Genomic DNA, 16,342 nt, shown 5'->3' on the forward strand with positions numbered 1-16,342 from the left:
ATTATTGGTAACTATACTGAATAAAAATAGTTGATGGCAAAAAATAAACTTTCATTAAGATCAAGGATATTCTTCTACATGATATTGTTAGTTGTGGTTGCTTCTATACTTATTGCTGGAGTTACTATATATCAATACCATGACCAATCACAAGATTATCATAAGCTAAGATTGGAAAGAAAAGAATCTCAATTAGTTTCAAGTATTAACTATGTACTTAAAGAAACCACTTGGGAAAAGAAAACCGAAAATTTAAACTATATTTTTAAAGATAAGATTTACGAAATAGCAAATATTCATAATCTCAACTTTAATATATATGACTTAGAAGGGACGCTTATTAAGAGTTCTAGACCTAGTTTTGAATCCGATAGCTTAGAAACGTGTATTCCTGCCGAAATTTTAAATGAATTACATCAAAGTGTAGAGAAACGATATGTAGCCCAAAACGAAAAATTAGGAGGTGACTATAGGTCGTCATATCTCATATTTAATGATATTGATGCAAAACCTTTAGGTATTATTAACTTACCATATTTTGATGATGATTCTTTTAATGATGCCGAATTAAAAGAGTTTTTGATAAGGTTAGGTTACGCCTATTTTGTGATGCTGTTGGTTGCAATTGCCTTCGCTTATTTTGTATCAAAAATCATTACTAGGTCGCTAAAAACAATTAGCGATAAAATGAATGAAACGCGTTTAGAAAAACGCAATAAAAAAATTGAATTAGTTGGTGCTAGTGAGGAGGTTTCTGTTCTAGTCGAATCGTACAATAGTATGATTGACGAGTTAGAAGAAAGTGCTGTGAAGTTAGCTACTAGTGAGCGTGAACAGGCATGGCGTGAAATGGCGAAACAAGTCGCACACGAAATTAAAAACCCATTAACACCAATGCGATTAAGTGTACAGAGTTTTCAAAGAAAGTTTGATCCCGAAGACCCAAATATTCACCAAAAGGTTGATGAATATTCAAAGACACTTATTCAGCAAATAGATACTATGAGCTCTATAGCATCAGCATTTTCTAATTTCGCTAAAATGCCTGCGCAAAAAAATGAGAAGCTAAATGTGGTTGAGGTGATAGATTTGGCACTAGATATATTTACTGAAAAATACATTACGTTTAATTCTGAAGAAGAAATAATCATTGCTAATTTTGATAGAACACAGCTTATACGTGTGGTGACCAATTTGGTTAAAAATGCTATACAAGCCATTCCAGAAGGTAGAGAACCAATGATTTTTGTAGACTTAAAGGTTGAAAATGATGATGTGGTTATTAAAATTACCGATAATGGTAGTGGTATTACAGAAGAAAATAAACCAATGATTTTTGAACCTAAATTTACAACTAAGTCTAGCGGAATGGGATTAGGATTGCCAATGATTAAAAATATTATTGAAACTTATAAAGGAAGTATTACCTTTACGTCGCAAGAAGGTAAAGGCACAATTTTTAAAGTTACTTTCCCAAAACAATAAACAATGAGTTATAATAATTTACTATCTAATACTGAGTCTGGAATTACAACAATTACAATTAACAGACCATCAAAGCTTAATGCTTTAAATCAAGAAACTATAAAAGAATTACATGAAGCTTTAAAAGCTGCTAATGAAGATGCAAGCGCTAAAGTAATTGTATTAACAGGAAGTGGTGAAAAAGCCTTTGTAGCTGGAGCAGATATTAGTGAATTTGCAAATTTTAATGTTGAGCAAGGAGAAGCTTTAGCAGCAGATGGACAACGTTTATTGTTCGATTTTGTTGAGAGTCTTTCAACACCAGTTATTGCAGCTGTAAACGGTTTTGCTTTAGGTGGAGGATTAGAGTTAGCAATGGCTTGTCATTTTAGAGTTGCAAGTACTAATGCTAAAATGGGATTGCCAGAAGTATCATTAGGAGTCATTCCAGGATATGGTGGTACACAACGTTTAGCTCAACTTGTTGGTAAAGGTCGTGCTATGGAAATGGTAATGACTGCTGGTATGATTGATGCTAATCAAGCTTTAAGCTATGGGTTAATAAATCATGTTAAAACACAAGAAGAATTATTAAGCTTTTGTTATAGTGTAGCCAGTAAAATTATGAGAAACTCATCTGTTGCAATAGGTGCAGCAATCAAAGCAGTTAATGCTAATTTTACTGATGGTGTAAATGGTTTTGATGTTGAAATTAAAGAGTTTGGTAACTGTTTTGGGACCGAAGATTTTGCTGAAGGAACAACTGCATTCTTAGAAAAGCGTAAAGCAGATTTTCCTGGGAGATAAAAAGATTATTTTAAGAATATTACAAAAGGTTATCACGTATTGTTGATAACCTTTTTTTTCTTTAACAGTTTCGAGTTTAAATAATAGATAATTTTAAGTGTTGCTTACCTAAGTTTCACACTTTTATTTTTATGTATTATGAACACCAAATCTGTTATAAAGGGTCGTGGTGCCCAACGTAATGTACCTAATCGTTTCTTCGAGTTACAACATGAAACACGTCAAGATTTTTTAGAGTTTTGTAGAAAGGAAGGTGAAATTCCAGATAAAAATAAAACCCATTATCAAGAAGTATTTCCTAAAACAATAGTTAACAAGGTAAAGAGTCCAGATGTTGGTATGCAATACTCTATGAACCCTTATCAAGGTTGCGAACATGGTTGTATTTACTGCTATGCACGTAATAGTCATGAATTTTGGGGTTATAGTGCTGGATTAGATTTTGAAAGGCGTATTCTAATAAAAAAAGATGCGCCAAAGTTATTGGAGACTTTGTTAAAAAAGAAGCAATGGCAAGCAACAACAATTGTGTTATCAGGTAATACAGATTGTTACCAACCAGCCGAAAAAAAGTATGAAATTACTAGGCAGTGTTTAGAAGTATTTTTAAAGTATAAACATCCAGTTGGTATTATTACAAAAAACGCATTAATTACTAGAGATTTAGATATACTTACACAACTAGCAAAACATAATTTAGTAGGTGTAAATATGTCTATTACATCATTGTCTGAAGAAACAAGACGTATTTTAGAACCTAGAACTACAACTATAAAAAAGCGATTTGAAACCGTTAAGACATTAAGTGAAAATGGAATTCCTGTTAATGTAATGTTGGCACCAATAATTCCTTCAATAAATAGTCACGAAATATTACCAATGGCAAAAATAGCATCCGAAAGTGGTGCATTGTCTATTGCGCATACTGTAGTTAGGTTAAACGGTGCTATTGGAGAAATTTTTACCGATTGGATTAAAAAAACAATGCCAGATAGAGCAGATAAAGTATTAAATCAAATAGCATCATGTCATGGAGGTACTTTAAGCGAAAGTCGTTTTGGAAAACGTATGAGAGGTGAAGGGCAAATAGCAAAGCAAATTCATGATTTAATAAAATTAGCACGATTAAAGTACTTTAAAAATAAAGCAATGCCTAAGCTAGATGTGAGCTTACATGAACAGTATAAAAATGGACAATTAAAACTATTTTAAGCAAAAAAAGGAGAAACAATATGCTCTCCTTTTTTATAATTTTATTTGGTTGATTTTTAAATACGTATGTTTTTTGTGTAGATTTTATTGTCAGATTCTATAATGATTTTATACTCACCTTTTATTTTTTTATCAAGCTTTATTGATTTAGATATTGAAGTTGAATTAGTTACAATATCACTATAAATTAGCTCGTAATCATTTAGATTTTCAAAAAACACTTTAATAGTAACTGGATTATTATTAAGTGATAGTTTGTTTATTAAAATGGTATAGTCATTAACTCTAATTGATGGCTTGAAAATAGAAGTTTCAGCTTTTTTATTAATCAAAACTTTATTTAATAACACTTCAAATGGTATAATTTTAATCTCAAAATCTTTTACAAGTTCAAAATGGTAGTTGCCATTTGGTAAATGAGATAAATCAAATCCTTTGTAATAGTTTCCTGTAGCGCTTATACGTTCTTTATATAATAATGACCCTTTGGAATCTATGACACGTAACAAATCACCTTGCTTTACATTATTTAATTCTAATGTTGTAGTTCTATCATCATCTAAAACAGTTAAAGATGAAGATTTGCTTGCGTTACTTAATAATGTAGTAAACAATACTACTATTACTAATACTTTTTTAATTACAGTTTTCATAACATTAATATGTTTTAATTATAGGGCAAATGTATAGGAGCTTGGTTAATTGAAAAACAACAGTTTTGTCATGTTTATGTGTTATTTTAACATGTAAAAAGCTTAACAAGTAAGCTTGGGTTAAAATAGTACACATTAATGGTAATTGTCTATAGATTAAAGAATTAATAATGATTATTTTTGATTAAACTATTTTGGTAATGCAAAAGAAACCAGTATTAGAAAAAATTAGTCCAGAGTTTGGAAAATCAATATTAGTAAGACAACATGATCAAGAAGAAACTACCTCTATAGCTTTTTGGCATTTTCATCCTGAAGTTGAACTTATTTATATTAATAAAGGAAACGGAAAAACACATATAGGTAATCATTTGTCTTATTTTAATAACAGTCAGTTATTATTGATTGGAGCTAATTTGCCTCATAATGGATTTACAGATAGATTAACTAAATGTGGAAAAGAAACATTAATACAGTTTAAACCTGAGATTTTTGGTGATTTTCTTATCGAATTACCTGAAATGGCTAAAATTAAACAACTGTTAATTCGAGCAAAAAAGGGAATACGATTTAAAGCTGAATCCAAGAAAATAATTGGTCCTAAAATTGAAGAAATAAAACACTTAAATGGATTTAATAGAGTTGTGAAGCTTTTAGAAGTACTTCAAGATTTGGCACTTGCTGAAGATTATGAAATATTAAACAGCGATGGATATGCTTTTGAAACTAAACCACAGGATAGTGAAAAAATTGACCTTATTTTTAAATACATAAATGACAATTTTAAGAACCAAATTTACTTAGATGAAATAGCAGATAAAGCAAGTATGACTGTTCCTGCTTTTTGTAGATATTTTAAAAGAGTCACAGGCAAGACTTTTACTAAGTTAGTAAATGAATATAGAGTAGTACATGCAACTAAGCTACTAACCGAAAATCAAATGAGTATTACTGATGTTTGTTATGAATGTGGCTTTAATAATTTCTCACATTTTAATAAGCTATTTAAAGAGTTCACTGGTAAAAGTGCCTCAAAATATAGAGGAGAAGTAAAGAAAATAATTCAGTAGCGTTTTTATAATAAAGTTTTTTCAAAAACCACTTTTGTTTGACCACTATCATTGGTGTAAACTTGAACAATATCAAAACCATTTTTTAAGTTAAGAATCATCATAGGTTTAAAACGATTCATCGATTTTGTTCTTAGTTTATTAAAACCTTGTGATTTGGCAACTTGTTCTTGATGCTCAGCAAGTGCGCTTGCAATTCTTTTTTGTCTAAAGTTAGGTAATATACCACCAACCCAACTGTAAAAGGTATTTTCGTTATATGGATAACCAATCTTAAAACCTACAATTTCAGTTTTATTTAATGCTAAAAGAACTACTATTTTAGGATGAGATTTAAATCTGTCTATAAAAAAAGAAGCGTCTGCATCTTCAAATATTAACGAATAGATGTTTATTAGCTTTTTAAGTAATAACTCATCATTATTACCTAACACAACTTGATATGTAATGTTATCGCTTACCATCCCATTCGGCATAAAACTGATCTAAAAATATTTCCATATACTTATGACGTTGTTCAGCAATACGTTTACCAGTTTTAGTGTTCATTTTGTCTTTTAAAAGTAATAATTTTTCGTAAAAATGATTAATTGTTGGTGCTTCCGATTTTTTATACTCTTCCTTAGTCATGTTCATATTTGGCTTAATAGAAGGGTCAAATAACTTTCTATTTTTAAAGCCACCATAATTAAAACATCTAGCAATACCAATAGCTCCAATGGCATCTAACCTATCAGCATCTTGAATAACATCAAGTTCTGGAGATTTAAATTTTGCTCCTTTTTCTAAAGATTTATTGTATGAAATATTCTCAATAATATTTATAACATGCTCAATGATGATGCTATCTACATTTTGTTTAAATAAAAATTCCCTGGCTATTCTAGGTCCAACAGTTTCATCACCATCATGAAATTTGCTATCTGCGATATCATGAAGTAAAGCACCTAGAGCAACAACAAAACCATCAACTTGTTCGGTTTTAGATATAAGTTTAGAGTTATTATAAACTCTTTGAATATGAAACCAATCATGACCACCTTCAGCATCTTTTAAGCTTTGGTAAACAAATGCCTTTGTGTTTTCTATAATCGTGTTATTAGTCATTTTTAATTGCTTTAGTTATTTGTGATTCAACAGTTTTTATTAGTTTATCATGTTCATATTCACTAACAGCTAACGGTTGGTGAACTGTATATTTTATATGTGCGCCTATTCCCATTGGGAACTTGCCATATCGCATAGTTTTCCATGAATTATTAATAGTAATTGGTACTACCATTGCACTAGGAATGTTCTCGAATAAGGTTTTTAGCCCTTTAGTTTTAAACGGTTTTGGTTCGCCTGTTCTACTACGTGTACCTTCTGGAAATATTACAGCAGACCATTTATTATCTTCTATACGTTTTCCAAATTCTTTAATTGCAGTAATAGACTGTCTTGGGTTGCGTCTATCTATAAGTACAGAACCTCCATGGCGTAGATTGTACGATACACTAGGAATACCTTTCCCTAACTCTTTTTTGCTAATAAATTTTGGATGATGCTTTCTAAAATACCAAATAATTGGAGGAATATCATAAGTACTTTGGTGGTTGGCAACAATTATTAAAGGCTTATTTGTGTCTAATTGATGAAGATTATTTATAGAGAATCTAGTGCCCAAAATATTTAGGCAACGCATAATCCAAAATTGTAACCAAATAACACTTGCTTTATGAGCTTTGTAGCCAAAAATATTAAAGCAAAACCATTGTACACCATGAAAAATAACGAGTACTAATCCAAAGCATAAAAAATATAATATTGATAAAGGGTAAGCGAGTACCTTTTGCATAATTTTGAGTTTGAAAGTTCAAAAGTAAACATAAAAAAACCACGCAAAAAGCGTGGTTCATATTTTATTAGAGTTAATTATAAATTAACAATGCTCATTGTAAGCATCAATAAGGTTTTCAGCTATTAATTCGGCTGGGCGACCTTCAATATGATGACGCTCTAACATGTGTACTAATTCTCCGTCTTTAAATAAAGCCATACAAGGAGAGCTTGGAGGGAAAGGAATCATATATTCACGAGCTTTATCTGTAGCTTCTCTATCAACTCCTGCAAAAACAGTTGTTAAGTTTGACGGTTTTTTATCATTTTGTAAACTCATGATTGCTCCTGGACGTGCATTAGCTGCTGCACAACCACAAACAGAGTTTACTACTACTAATGTAGTTCCACCTTTAGCAATAGTGCTATCAACTGCATCTGCTGTGTGTAATTCTTCAAAACCTACTTGTGTTAAATGTTCACGCATTGGTTTTACTAATTCTGCTGGATACATATTTTGAAATTTTTATTATAATAATTATTTGAGTACAAAGATACGTATTTGTGTAACATATTTCAGTTACAATCAACTAACAAATATTATATTTGATTATAATTAAAATCTATAGTTTACATGAGTATATCAAAATGGATTGGAGCCTCTTTGGGTTGGTCGTTTGGAGGGCCAATAGGTGCTATAATAGGCTTAGCGCTTGGAAGTATTGTTGATGCTGTTGGTGAAAAAAATGGAGGTCCTTTTATTGGAGAAAGACAGTCAAGAAGGCGAGCACAAGGAGGGCCTAAGTATAGAAAAATGCCAAATTATGATCGTCAACAACGTCAACAAACACAATCTGGCGATTTTGAAGTTAGTTTATTAATTCTTGCCTCAATAGTTATTAAAGCAGATGGTAAACAAGAGAAAAGTGAGTTAGATTTTGTTAGGCAGCAGTTTGTAGGCATGTATGGTAAAACTAGAGCTAATCATGCATTTAAATTATTTAAAAACATAAATAAGCAAGATAATATTTCTAAACGTCAAGTATGTATGCAAATCAAGCAAATGATGGATCATGCATCGCGTTTACAGTTATTACATTTCTTGTTTGGAATTGCTAAAGCCGATGGACATGTTGCTGAGGTAGAGATGAAAGAAATCTATACTATGTCTGGTTATTTGGGTATTAGTTCAAGAGATTTTGAAAGCATTAAAGCCATGTTTTATAACAGTACTGATAATGCCTATAAGATTTTAGAGGTTGAGAAGAATGCTACAGTTGATGAAATTAAAAAAGCCTACCGAAAAATGGCTAAAAAATACCATCCAGATCGTGTGATACACTTAGGAAAAGAGCATCAAAAAGGTGCCGAAGAAAAGTTTCGACAAGTACAAAGTGCCTATGAGCATATTCAAAAAGAACGTGGGTTTTAAATTGAAAAACAATAATGAAATTATAGTTGAGAGTTCAAGTTAAAACCAACTTAATATGAAGAATTTATTACTTATATTAACCTTATTGCTTAGCTTTTCTTTTTATGCACAATCCATAGAACATGTTGGAGTTTACAAATTTGATTTAGGAGAAGATAGTCATTTTGAAAAGACTACTTTAACTTTAAATGCTGATGGTACGTTTCTATTTCACTTTTATGATTATAGAGAAAAAGGAATGCCAAAAGAACGCAATAAATATGGGAAAGGAACATGGATTTTAAAGGGTAAACTTATCCTGTTTTCTTCAAGTGAAGAGGATGTTGATGACGCTTATGTTTTAAATTTTAATAATTCTAAGGCAAGATTTGATACTAAATCTCCAAGAGATAAAAGTGATAGCGTAAAGAAAACATCTATTAGATTTTACGAGTCTGATATTTTTTGGATTGTTGGTAGGACTATGATTAAAAACTAAATATGCAAAAAATACCAAGATCAAAGAAACATTCTAAAAATGCTATAATATTATCAATATCAAAGGGATTTGAACGTGCAGCTTATTATGGAGCTAGAGCAGCATTAGTTTTATATTTAGTTGGAGAAACTATTAATTTATCAAATTCTGAAGCATTATCAATATATGGTACATATACCATGGGAGTTTTGATTTCTGGTTTTATTGGAGCTGTTTTAGGAGATTTATTGTTAGGTAATAAGAAGTCTATATTGATTGGAGGTGTCTTATCTAGTTTAGCTTGTCTATTTCTTTGTGTTGAATCTCTTCAATGGATTAAAATTGGTTTAGTATTAATGGCATTAGGAACAGGTTTTTTTTCCTCTAATATTGTTGCGCGATTTGGGAAGGAGTATGTGGATAAGAAAGAGTTGTTAGATGCAGGGTTTTCTATATACTATTCGGCTGTTAATATTGGTACTTTAGTTGGTATATTAGCTATTGGATATTTATGTGATTACAATTTTAAATATGGAATGTTACTTGCAATGACATTTATATTAATCTCAACATTTTTGCTTTATTTAGTTAAAAAACAGCCTTTAGATTTAATCTCAAATACTTTTCAAAAACACGTTGGTTTTTCTCAATATAAATATATTATAATTATAGTGTTGTTAGTTGGATGTTTTTGGGCTATTTATGAATTAAGTTATTATGGAGTCATAGAAATTCAACAACGAATTGGAGATGCATATGTAAATGAAGTTCCTAACACTTTACTAGTTAGTAGTTCTTTGTCATCATCTCTATCTATATTGACATTAATTGTTTTTGCATTTTTATGGAGTCGTTATTATGGAAATCAATTTTTAAAACTATTTCTTGGGCTTTTTCTTTTTGGAATGGCACTTTTTATATTATCTAAAATTCCTTTAGATTTAGGAGAAGGAGGTGTAGCTTTGTTTGTGTTAGTTATAGTTCTTATGTCAATAGGAGAAAGTTTGATAACACCATTAATCTCTTCTATTACGGTTAAATATGCAAACCCTAAATATCTTACGATTGTATTGTTGCTCACAACTATCCCAAGTCTAGGCTTTAACAAAATAGCTGGAATGTTAGCAGAAAAGAGTGTTGATTATTCTTTGAATACTATGCTTGTATACAGTGCATGTGTTCTTGTATTTTTATCCTTAATAGGTTATTTCTTTTTTAGAAAATTAAAAAAAGAAGAAGGTCTTTTCCTATCTAAAGAAGCCAAAGAGTTTCTAGATTCTTAAAGCGATTTAATCCTCAACCCAACAAAAACTGTTCTAGGACTCCCAGGACCATATACATAGTTACTATCTCGGTTTTTACCACTGTCAAAATCATCTTGATAAGCATCAAATATATTTTTAACTCCTCCAAAAATCTCTAAACCAGTTTCAAGGTTTTTTAAGTCAAACATATAGCTTGTTTTAAAACCAAGCTCAGAAAATGCTTTTGAAGTTGTGTAAACATCTGTTGTTTGTTCTGGAGCTCCAGCAAAATGAGCGATTTTCATTGTGCCTGTATAAACATAGTTTAAAGTAGTGTTAAACCTTTTGTTTGGCGTAAAGGTTAGGGTTGCAAAGCCATATTCGTTAGGTGTTCTTAAAAACTCCCTAAGTGCTGGTAAGCCTTCAATATTTTCAACTGCAGTATCAAACTTGCTTGATTGTACATTTAATCCAGCTTCTAATTGCACCTTTTTATCGTAGTTGGCTCTTACTTCAAAAGTTAATCCTTTTACTGTTGCGCCATCGCCATTTTGTTTTTCAAAACGCTCACCAAATTCATCTTCTCCTATTGGTGCTAAATAAAAGGCATCTTTTAAATGTGTATAAAACCCTTCTAGTGTAAAACCAAAAATGTAATGCTCAGTAGGTTTGTCATAATTAATTGAAGCGCTAAAACTATTAGAGCGTTCTTCTTTTAAATCATCTGCAAGTGATATTCTTGAAATTCCACCTCCAGCAAAAGCGATATGTAAGTCGGTGTCAAATGCTTGTGGTGCTCTAAACCCTGTACTCCATGTAGTGCGTAACTGTAGGTTACTTTGTGGTTTGTAGAGTAATGAAAAACGAGGGCTGAAAATTACTTTATTAACTAAGTTGTGTTTGTCTGCACGAACTCCAGAGAGTAAGTTTAATTTAGACGAAATCTCCCAATCACTTTGTAAAAAAGCAGCAAAGGTTTTTGTGGTTTGATCTATTTTATAATTGTAAGCTTCAATCTCGTCAAGCACATCGTCCATTACATATTCGCTTCCAAACGTAAATACATTACTCCCTTTTATAAAATCATTAAAACGATGATTTAATTGTGCACCTCCTTGAAAGGTTGTGGTTTTAGAAATTCCGTAAGGAGGATTTTCTAAGTGAGTAGTTATGTCTTCTTCGGTGTCAGGAAAAATTCCTGTATAGTGATCTCTGTCTGTTTGTTGTCCTGCTAAATAGGTAATTAACGAACTGTTTTCATTATTAAAGTTGATTTGATAATCTAAACTTCCCATGAGTACATTGTGAGTTCGCTCTTCAGATTGTAAAGCTAAATGTGGTGCTTTGTCTACCATTTCACCACCATATCTGTACTCATTTAAATTACTAAAACTTACTTCAAATTTTTGATTTTCAGCAGGTAAAAAGAAAAGGTTGGTACCAAACGAAGTGTTATTAAGCTCAGACAACTCTGAGAAATTATCGCCATTGGCATCGTAAGCATCACGCTCACGCTTATTGACAAATAAAGAAACCCCAGCATTTTTATTTTTAGAAACTACAGTGGCATTACCATTAATAATATGGTCGCTAGCATCACCCTTTATAGATTGATAGGTATAATTAACATCAAAGCTATCTTCTTTTGGTGTTTTTGTAATCACATTTACAACTCCTCCAATAGCACTAGAGCCATATAGTGTAGAGCCTCCACCTCTAATAGTTTCAATGCGGTCAATCATATTTACAGGAATTTGCTCTAAACCATATAATCCAGTTAAAGGACTAAAAATTGGACGTCCATTAATTAAAATTTGCGAATAGCCTCCTGCTAAACCATTCATACGTAATTGTGTGTAATTACATGTTTGACAATCGGTTTCGACTCTTAATCCAGGTTGAAACTTTAACCCTTCCGATAAGTTACAAGCCTGTACATTTTCTAAAGCCTCGCTATTTAACACATTAACTATTACAGGCGAATTGGTTATTCGCTTAAATGTTCTTGTTCCAGTAATAACAACTTCATCTAATAAAGATGCTTCCTTAAGGTCAAAGTTTAGTGTTATATTTTTATCGTTAATACTAACATCTTTTCTTAAAGTTTCATAACCAGTAAAAGATACTTCAATAATATAATTACCTGATGGCAAGTTGGTGACTACATAATTACCGTTTTCATCAGCAACGGCACCTTTATTAGTGTTTTTTACTGCAATATTAGCGTAAGAAAGCACATTGTTGTTAGTAGTTACCTTTCCAGAAACAGTAAAATTTTGACTGTTTATAATGCTAGAATATATAAAAAGGAAAAAGAAAATCTTCTTCATAAGTTTCAAATTTTTATGCAAATATAAATTAAAATTTAGATAAGCCTAAAAATATATTTAAATCAATGTAAAAAGTGTATATTTGCCCAAACTATTGAAGCGTGGTAACTTTTTCAGAAGAAAATTATTTAAAAGCAATTTATCATTTATCTAAGCATGGAAATGTTTCGGTAAGTACAAATGCTATTGCTCAAAAAATGGAAACTAAAGCATCTTCTGTAACCGATATGATTAAAAAACTAGATGAAAAAGAGTTAGTTAATTATATTAAATATCAAGGTGTTAATCTTACTGAAAAAGGACGTTTAGCTGCTACTTCTGTAATTAGAAAGCATAGACTTTGGGAAGTGTTTTTGGTGAACAAGCTTAATTTTTCTTGGGATGAAGTGCATGAGGTAGCCGAACAATTAGAGCATATTAAATCTGAAAAACTAATTAACGAATTAGATGCATTATTAGATTTTCCTACACATGATCCACATGGAGACCCAATTCCAGATAAAGATGGAAACTTTAAGAAAACAGAAAAGATAATGCTTGCTAAGGCAAAGGAGTTTGATGTGTGTACTTGTGTTGGAGTTAATGATTCTTCAGCTCAGTTTTTGAAGTATCTAGACAAAAATAATATTGCTTTAGGTACAAGTATTAAGGTTCTTTCTAAAGAGCCTTTTGACGAATCAATGGTTATTGAAGTAAATGGAATTAAGTTAGCCATCTCAAAATTAATTTCGAACAATTTATACGTTAAAATAAGTTAGATATGTTAGATAGTATCATTCAATATTTTGAATCTATAGACCCAATATTAGCAGCATTATATGCATCATTATTTACATGGATTTTAACTGCTTCTGGTGCAGCACTAGTGTTCTTTTTTAAAGGAATGAATCGTGCATTACTTGATGGAATGTTAGGTTTTACAGGAGGCGTTATGGTAGCTGCAAGTTTTTGGAGTTTATTAGCTCCAGGAATAGAAATGAGTCCAGGTGAAGGTTTTGAAAAAGTAATTCCTGCTGCAGTTGGTTTTGCTTTAGGTGCATTATTTTTATTTGGCTTAGACAAAATTCTACCTCATTTGCATATCAATTTCAAAGAAAGTGAAAAAGAAGGTGTTAAAACACCTTGGCATAGAACCACACTTTTAGTTTTAGCTATTACATTACATAATATTCCAGAAGGATTAGCTGTTGGTGTACTTTTTGGAGGTGTTGCAGCTGGAATTCCGGAGGCAACTATTGGAGGTGCTGTGGCTTTAGCGTTAGGAATAGGTATTCAAAACTTCCCTGAAGGATTAGCAGTATCTATGCCTATGCGTCGTCAAGGAGCTAGTAAATTTAAGAGTTTTTGGTATGGTCAAATGTCTGCAATTGTTGAGCCAGTAGCAGCTGTTATTGGAGCTTTAGCAGTAACATTTTTTACACCAATTTTACCTTATGCTTTGGCTTTTGCAGCAGGAGCCATGATTTTTGTAGTAGTAGAAGAAGTGATTCCTGAAACCCAACGCGATAAGTATACCGACATTGCAACTCTTGGTTTTATTGGTGGTTTCATTGTAATGATGACTTTAGATGTTGCTTTAGGTTAATAGTTTGAAGCAGGAAAAAAATTAGTAACTTCCTCGCTTCAAAATAAACTTAAAGTAATGAAACGATTCCTTCTTATTACAGCGCTAGTAGCGTTACAATTCTCTTTTGGTCAAGATAAAAAGCAACCATTGCAATTAATGGATGTTTTTGAACTTGAATTTGCTTCAGATCCACAAATTTCACCAGACGGAACACAAATAGTATATCGAAGAAATGGGTTTGATATCATGACAGATAATCCAAAAGGTAATCTATGGATTATTAATGCAGATGGTACAAATAACAGAAAGTTAACCTCAAGAGAAGTAAGCGAAGGACAAGCAAGATGGTCACCAACTGGTGATAGAATAGCTTTTACTAGTAGCACAAAAGAAGGTTCCGAAGTATATATGTATTGGTTAGCAACTGGACAGATTGCAAAATTATCGCAATTACCAGCTTCACCAGGATCTTTAACGTGGTCTCCAGACGGAAAAACATTAGTCTTTACTATGAAAGTAGCCGCTAAGTCTCCAGTAATTACGAGTATGCCTTCAAAGCCTAAAGGTGCTAATTGGGCAGCTCCTGCTCGAATTACAGATAGATTTAAACATGAAGCTGATGGCGCAGGATATATTAAACCTGGATTTACGCATATTTTTAGCATGCCAGCAGAAGGAGGTAGCGCTAAACAGTTAACAAGTGGTGATTATAATCATGGAGGATCATTATCGTTCTCACCAAATGGTAAGGACATTTATTTTTCAGCCAATAGATTTGAAGATTGGGAATACCGATTTAGAAACAGTGAAGTTTATAAAGTTGATGTAAATACAAAAAAGATAATACAACTTACAACACAAGATGGACCAGATTATTCTCCAAAAATATCTCCAAATGGAAAGCAGATTGCTTTTTTAGGTTTTAAAGATGAGGTACAAACACATCAAACTACAAAGCTTCATATAATGAATGCTGATGGTACGTCTCGTAAAGTGATTTCTAATAGTTTAGATAGAGATGTCTCCGATATTACTTGGGATAAGGAGGGAAAAGGATTGTATTTTATTTACGATGATAAAGGAAATACCAAAATTGGACATATTACTTTAAGTGGGATAGTAAAAAAGTTAACCGATAATGTTGGAGGTACTACTTTAGGGCGTCCATATGCGTCAGGATCGTATTCTATAGCTAATAATGGAACTATTGTCTATACGCAAACAAGACCAGAATATCCTGCAGATTTAGCTGTATTAAAACCTAAAAAAGACGCCACATTAATTACCGATTTAAATAGTGATATTCTTGGACAACGTGAGTTAGGGAAAGTAGAAGAGGTATGGTATAAATCATCGTATGATGGTCGTGATATTCAAGGTTGGATTGTAAAGCCACCTTATTATGATGCTTCTAAAAAATATCCTCTTTTAGTTGAAAATCATGGTGGTCCAATTTTAAATTATGGAGACCGATTTACAACTGAAATTCAACTATATGCTGCAGATGGTTATGTGGTGTTTTATCCTAATCCTAGAGGTAGTACAAGTTATGGTGAAGCATTTGGCAACTTATTATATAATAACTATCCAGGACAAGATTATAACGATGTCATGGATGGCGTTGATTATTTGGTAAACCAAGGTATTGCAGATAACGATAAGTTATTTGTAACAGGAGGAAGTGCTGGAGGTATTATGACTGCGTGGATGATTGGTAAAAACAATCGCTTTAAAGCAGCAGTAGTTCATAAACCAGTAATGAATTGGATTAGTAAAACATTAGTTGCAGATAATTATTATGGTTATGCCGATTCACGTTACCCTGGACAACCTTGGGAAAATTTTGAAACGTATTGGAAGTTTTCGCCTATTTCGTTGGTTGGAAACATAGAAACGCCAACAATGGTTATGGTAGGGATGAATGATTTAAGAACACCACCAAGTGAAGCAAAACAGTTATATCACGCTTTAAAGCTTAGAAAAATAGAAACAGTTTTAGTTGAAATGCCTGGAGCTTCTCATGGCATCGCTAGACGTCCAAGTCAGTTAATTAGTAAAGTAGCACATACGTTGGCTTGGTTAAAAAAGTATGATGAATAATTTTAATTTTTAGACTATAAAAATTAAGCACATCCACAGCCATCATTTCCACAGGATTTGGTGGCTTTTCTCTTTGGTTTCCAAAAGTATTTTTTAACTAAAAATGCTAATGCTAAACCAGCAATAATAAAAACTAATATGTTTTGAAACCAATCGTTCATATGTGTTTTGTCGTAAAAACTATGGCA

At 31.8% G+C, this 16,342-nt stretch carries 17 protein-coding genes; 10 read left to right on the plus strand and 7 right to left on the minus strand.

Going from position 1 to position 16,342, the window contains the following annotated elements:
- Window positions 1-33 precede the first annotated feature (33 nt).
- The 3 genes from ACLII3_RS07115 (at window position 34) to ACLII3_RS07125 (ending at window position 3,483) form a co-directional block, all read left to right on the plus strand.
- Window positions 34-1,485, plus strand: a complete 1,452-nt coding sequence (locus tag ACLII3_RS07115; RefSeq protein WP_412987611.1) for an ATP-binding protein — start codon at window positions 34-36, stop codon at window positions 1,483-1,485.
- 3 nt (window positions 1,486-1,488) lie between these two features.
- Complete coding sequence (locus ACLII3_RS07120) at window positions 1,489-2,271, plus strand: enoyl-CoA hydratase/isomerase family protein (RefSeq protein WP_412987613.1); 783 nt, start codon at window positions 1,489-1,491, stop codon at window positions 2,269-2,271.
- 138 nt (window positions 2,272-2,409) lie between these two features.
- Window positions 2,410-3,483 carry a PA0069 family radical SAM protein gene (locus ACLII3_RS07125; protein ID WP_412987615.1) on the plus strand — a complete coding sequence of 358 codons (1,074 nt, stop codon included), beginning with the start codon at window positions 2,410-2,412 and terminating at the stop codon, window positions 3,481-3,483.
- 56 nt (window positions 3,484-3,539) lie between these two features.
- Here ACLII3_RS07125 and ACLII3_RS07130 read toward each other — a convergent pair whose 3' ends face one another.
- Window positions 3,540-4,136, minus strand: coding sequence for a hypothetical protein (locus ACLII3_RS07130; protein ID WP_412987616.1), 597 nt, complete (start codon window positions 4,134-4,136; stop codon window positions 3,540-3,542).
- Window positions 4,137-4,336: 200 nt separating this feature from the next.
- Here ACLII3_RS07130 and ACLII3_RS07135 point away from each other — a divergent pair, with 200 nt between their 5' ends.
- Window positions 4,337-5,206: an AraC family transcriptional regulator gene (locus ACLII3_RS07135; protein WP_412987617.1), complete on the plus strand. Its 870-nt coding sequence runs from the start codon at window positions 4,337-4,339 to the stop codon at window positions 5,204-5,206.
- A 5-nt stretch (window positions 5,207-5,211) separates the two neighbouring features.
- On the opposite strand, the gene ACLII3_RS07140 is transcribed toward ACLII3_RS07135, so the two are convergent.
- From ACLII3_RS07140 to ACLII3_RS07155, 4 genes are all read right to left on the minus strand, one after another.
- Window positions 5,212-5,670: a GNAT family N-acetyltransferase gene (locus ACLII3_RS07140; protein ID WP_412987619.1), complete on the minus strand. Its 459-nt coding sequence runs from the start codon at window positions 5,668-5,670 to the stop codon at window positions 5,212-5,214.
- Entirely contained in the window at window positions 5,657-6,313 is a 657-nt protein-coding gene (locus ACLII3_RS07145) for an HD domain-containing protein (RefSeq protein WP_412987621.1), read from the minus strand. The genes ACLII3_RS07140 and ACLII3_RS07145 overlap by 14 nt, the downstream gene beginning before the upstream one ends.
- On the minus strand, window positions 6,306-7,043 hold the full coding sequence (locus tag ACLII3_RS07150) for a lysophospholipid acyltransferase family protein (protein WP_412987622.1): 738 nt from the start codon (window positions 7,041-7,043) through the stop codon (window positions 6,306-6,308). The genes ACLII3_RS07145 and ACLII3_RS07150 overlap by 8 nt, the downstream gene beginning before the upstream one ends.
- Before the next feature lie 84 nt (window positions 7,044-7,127).
- Entirely contained in the window at window positions 7,128-7,538 is a 411-nt protein-coding gene (locus ACLII3_RS07155) for a BrxA/BrxB family bacilliredoxin (RefSeq protein ID WP_412987624.1), read from the minus strand.
- Between the two features lie 120 nt (window positions 7,539-7,658).
- Between ACLII3_RS07155 and ACLII3_RS07160 the strand changes: the two genes are divergently transcribed.
- From ACLII3_RS07160 to ACLII3_RS07170, 3 genes are read left to right on the plus strand one after another with little or no spacing between them, the layout of a single operon-like run.
- On the plus strand, window positions 7,659-8,456 hold the full coding sequence (locus ACLII3_RS07160; RefSeq protein WP_412987626.1) for a DnaJ domain-containing protein: 798 nt from the start codon (window positions 7,659-7,661) through the stop codon (window positions 8,454-8,456).
- A 55-nt stretch (window positions 8,457-8,511) separates the two neighbouring features.
- Window positions 8,512-8,934 (plus strand): hypothetical protein, encoded by a 423-nt coding sequence (locus ACLII3_RS07165; protein WP_412987628.1) that lies wholly within the window; start codon window positions 8,512-8,514, stop codon window positions 8,932-8,934.
- Between the two features lie 2 nt (window positions 8,935-8,936).
- Entirely contained in the window at window positions 8,937-10,196 is a 1,260-nt protein-coding gene (locus ACLII3_RS07170) for an MFS transporter (RefSeq protein ID WP_412987630.1), read from the plus strand.
- Here ACLII3_RS07170 and ACLII3_RS07175 read toward each other — a convergent pair.
- Entirely contained in the window at window positions 10,193-12,487 is a 2,295-nt protein-coding gene (locus ACLII3_RS07175) for a TonB-dependent receptor (RefSeq protein WP_412987631.1), read from the minus strand. The two genes, ACLII3_RS07170 and ACLII3_RS07175, sit on opposite strands and share 4 nt — an antisense overlap.
- A gap of 101 nt (window positions 12,488-12,588) precedes the next feature.
- Between ACLII3_RS07175 and ACLII3_RS07180 the strand changes: the two genes are divergently transcribed.
- The 3 genes from ACLII3_RS07180 to ACLII3_RS07190 are packed head-to-tail and all read left to right on the plus strand — an operon-like array spanning window position 12,589 to window position 16,154.
- Window positions 12,589-13,245: a metal-dependent transcriptional regulator gene (locus tag ACLII3_RS07180; RefSeq protein WP_412987633.1), complete on the plus strand. Its 657-nt coding sequence runs from the start codon at window positions 12,589-12,591 to the stop codon at window positions 13,243-13,245.
- A gap of 2 nt (window positions 13,246-13,247) precedes the next feature.
- Window positions 13,248-14,072 (plus strand): ZIP family metal transporter, encoded by an 825-nt coding sequence (locus tag ACLII3_RS07185; RefSeq protein ID WP_412987635.1) that lies wholly within the window; start codon window positions 13,248-13,250, stop codon window positions 14,070-14,072.
- Window positions 14,073-14,129: 57 nt separating this feature from the next.
- Window positions 14,130-16,154, plus strand: coding sequence for a S9 family peptidase (locus ACLII3_RS07190; protein ID WP_412987636.1), 2,025 nt, complete (start codon window positions 14,130-14,132; stop codon window positions 16,152-16,154).
- A 23-nt stretch (window positions 16,155-16,177) separates the two neighbouring features.
- On the opposite strand, the gene ACLII3_RS07195 is transcribed toward ACLII3_RS07190, so the two are convergent.
- Window positions 16,178-16,315, minus strand: coding sequence for a FeoB-associated Cys-rich membrane protein (locus ACLII3_RS07195; protein ID WP_412987638.1), 138 nt, complete (start codon window positions 16,313-16,315; stop codon window positions 16,178-16,180).
- Between the last annotated feature and the right edge of the window lie 27 nt (window positions 16,316-16,342).

The organism is Pontimicrobium sp. IMCC45349, from assembly GCF_047219225.1.
In the GTDB taxonomy this organism is placed as follows: Bacteria; Bacteroidota; Bacteroidia; order Flavobacteriales; family Flavobacteriaceae; genus IMCC45349.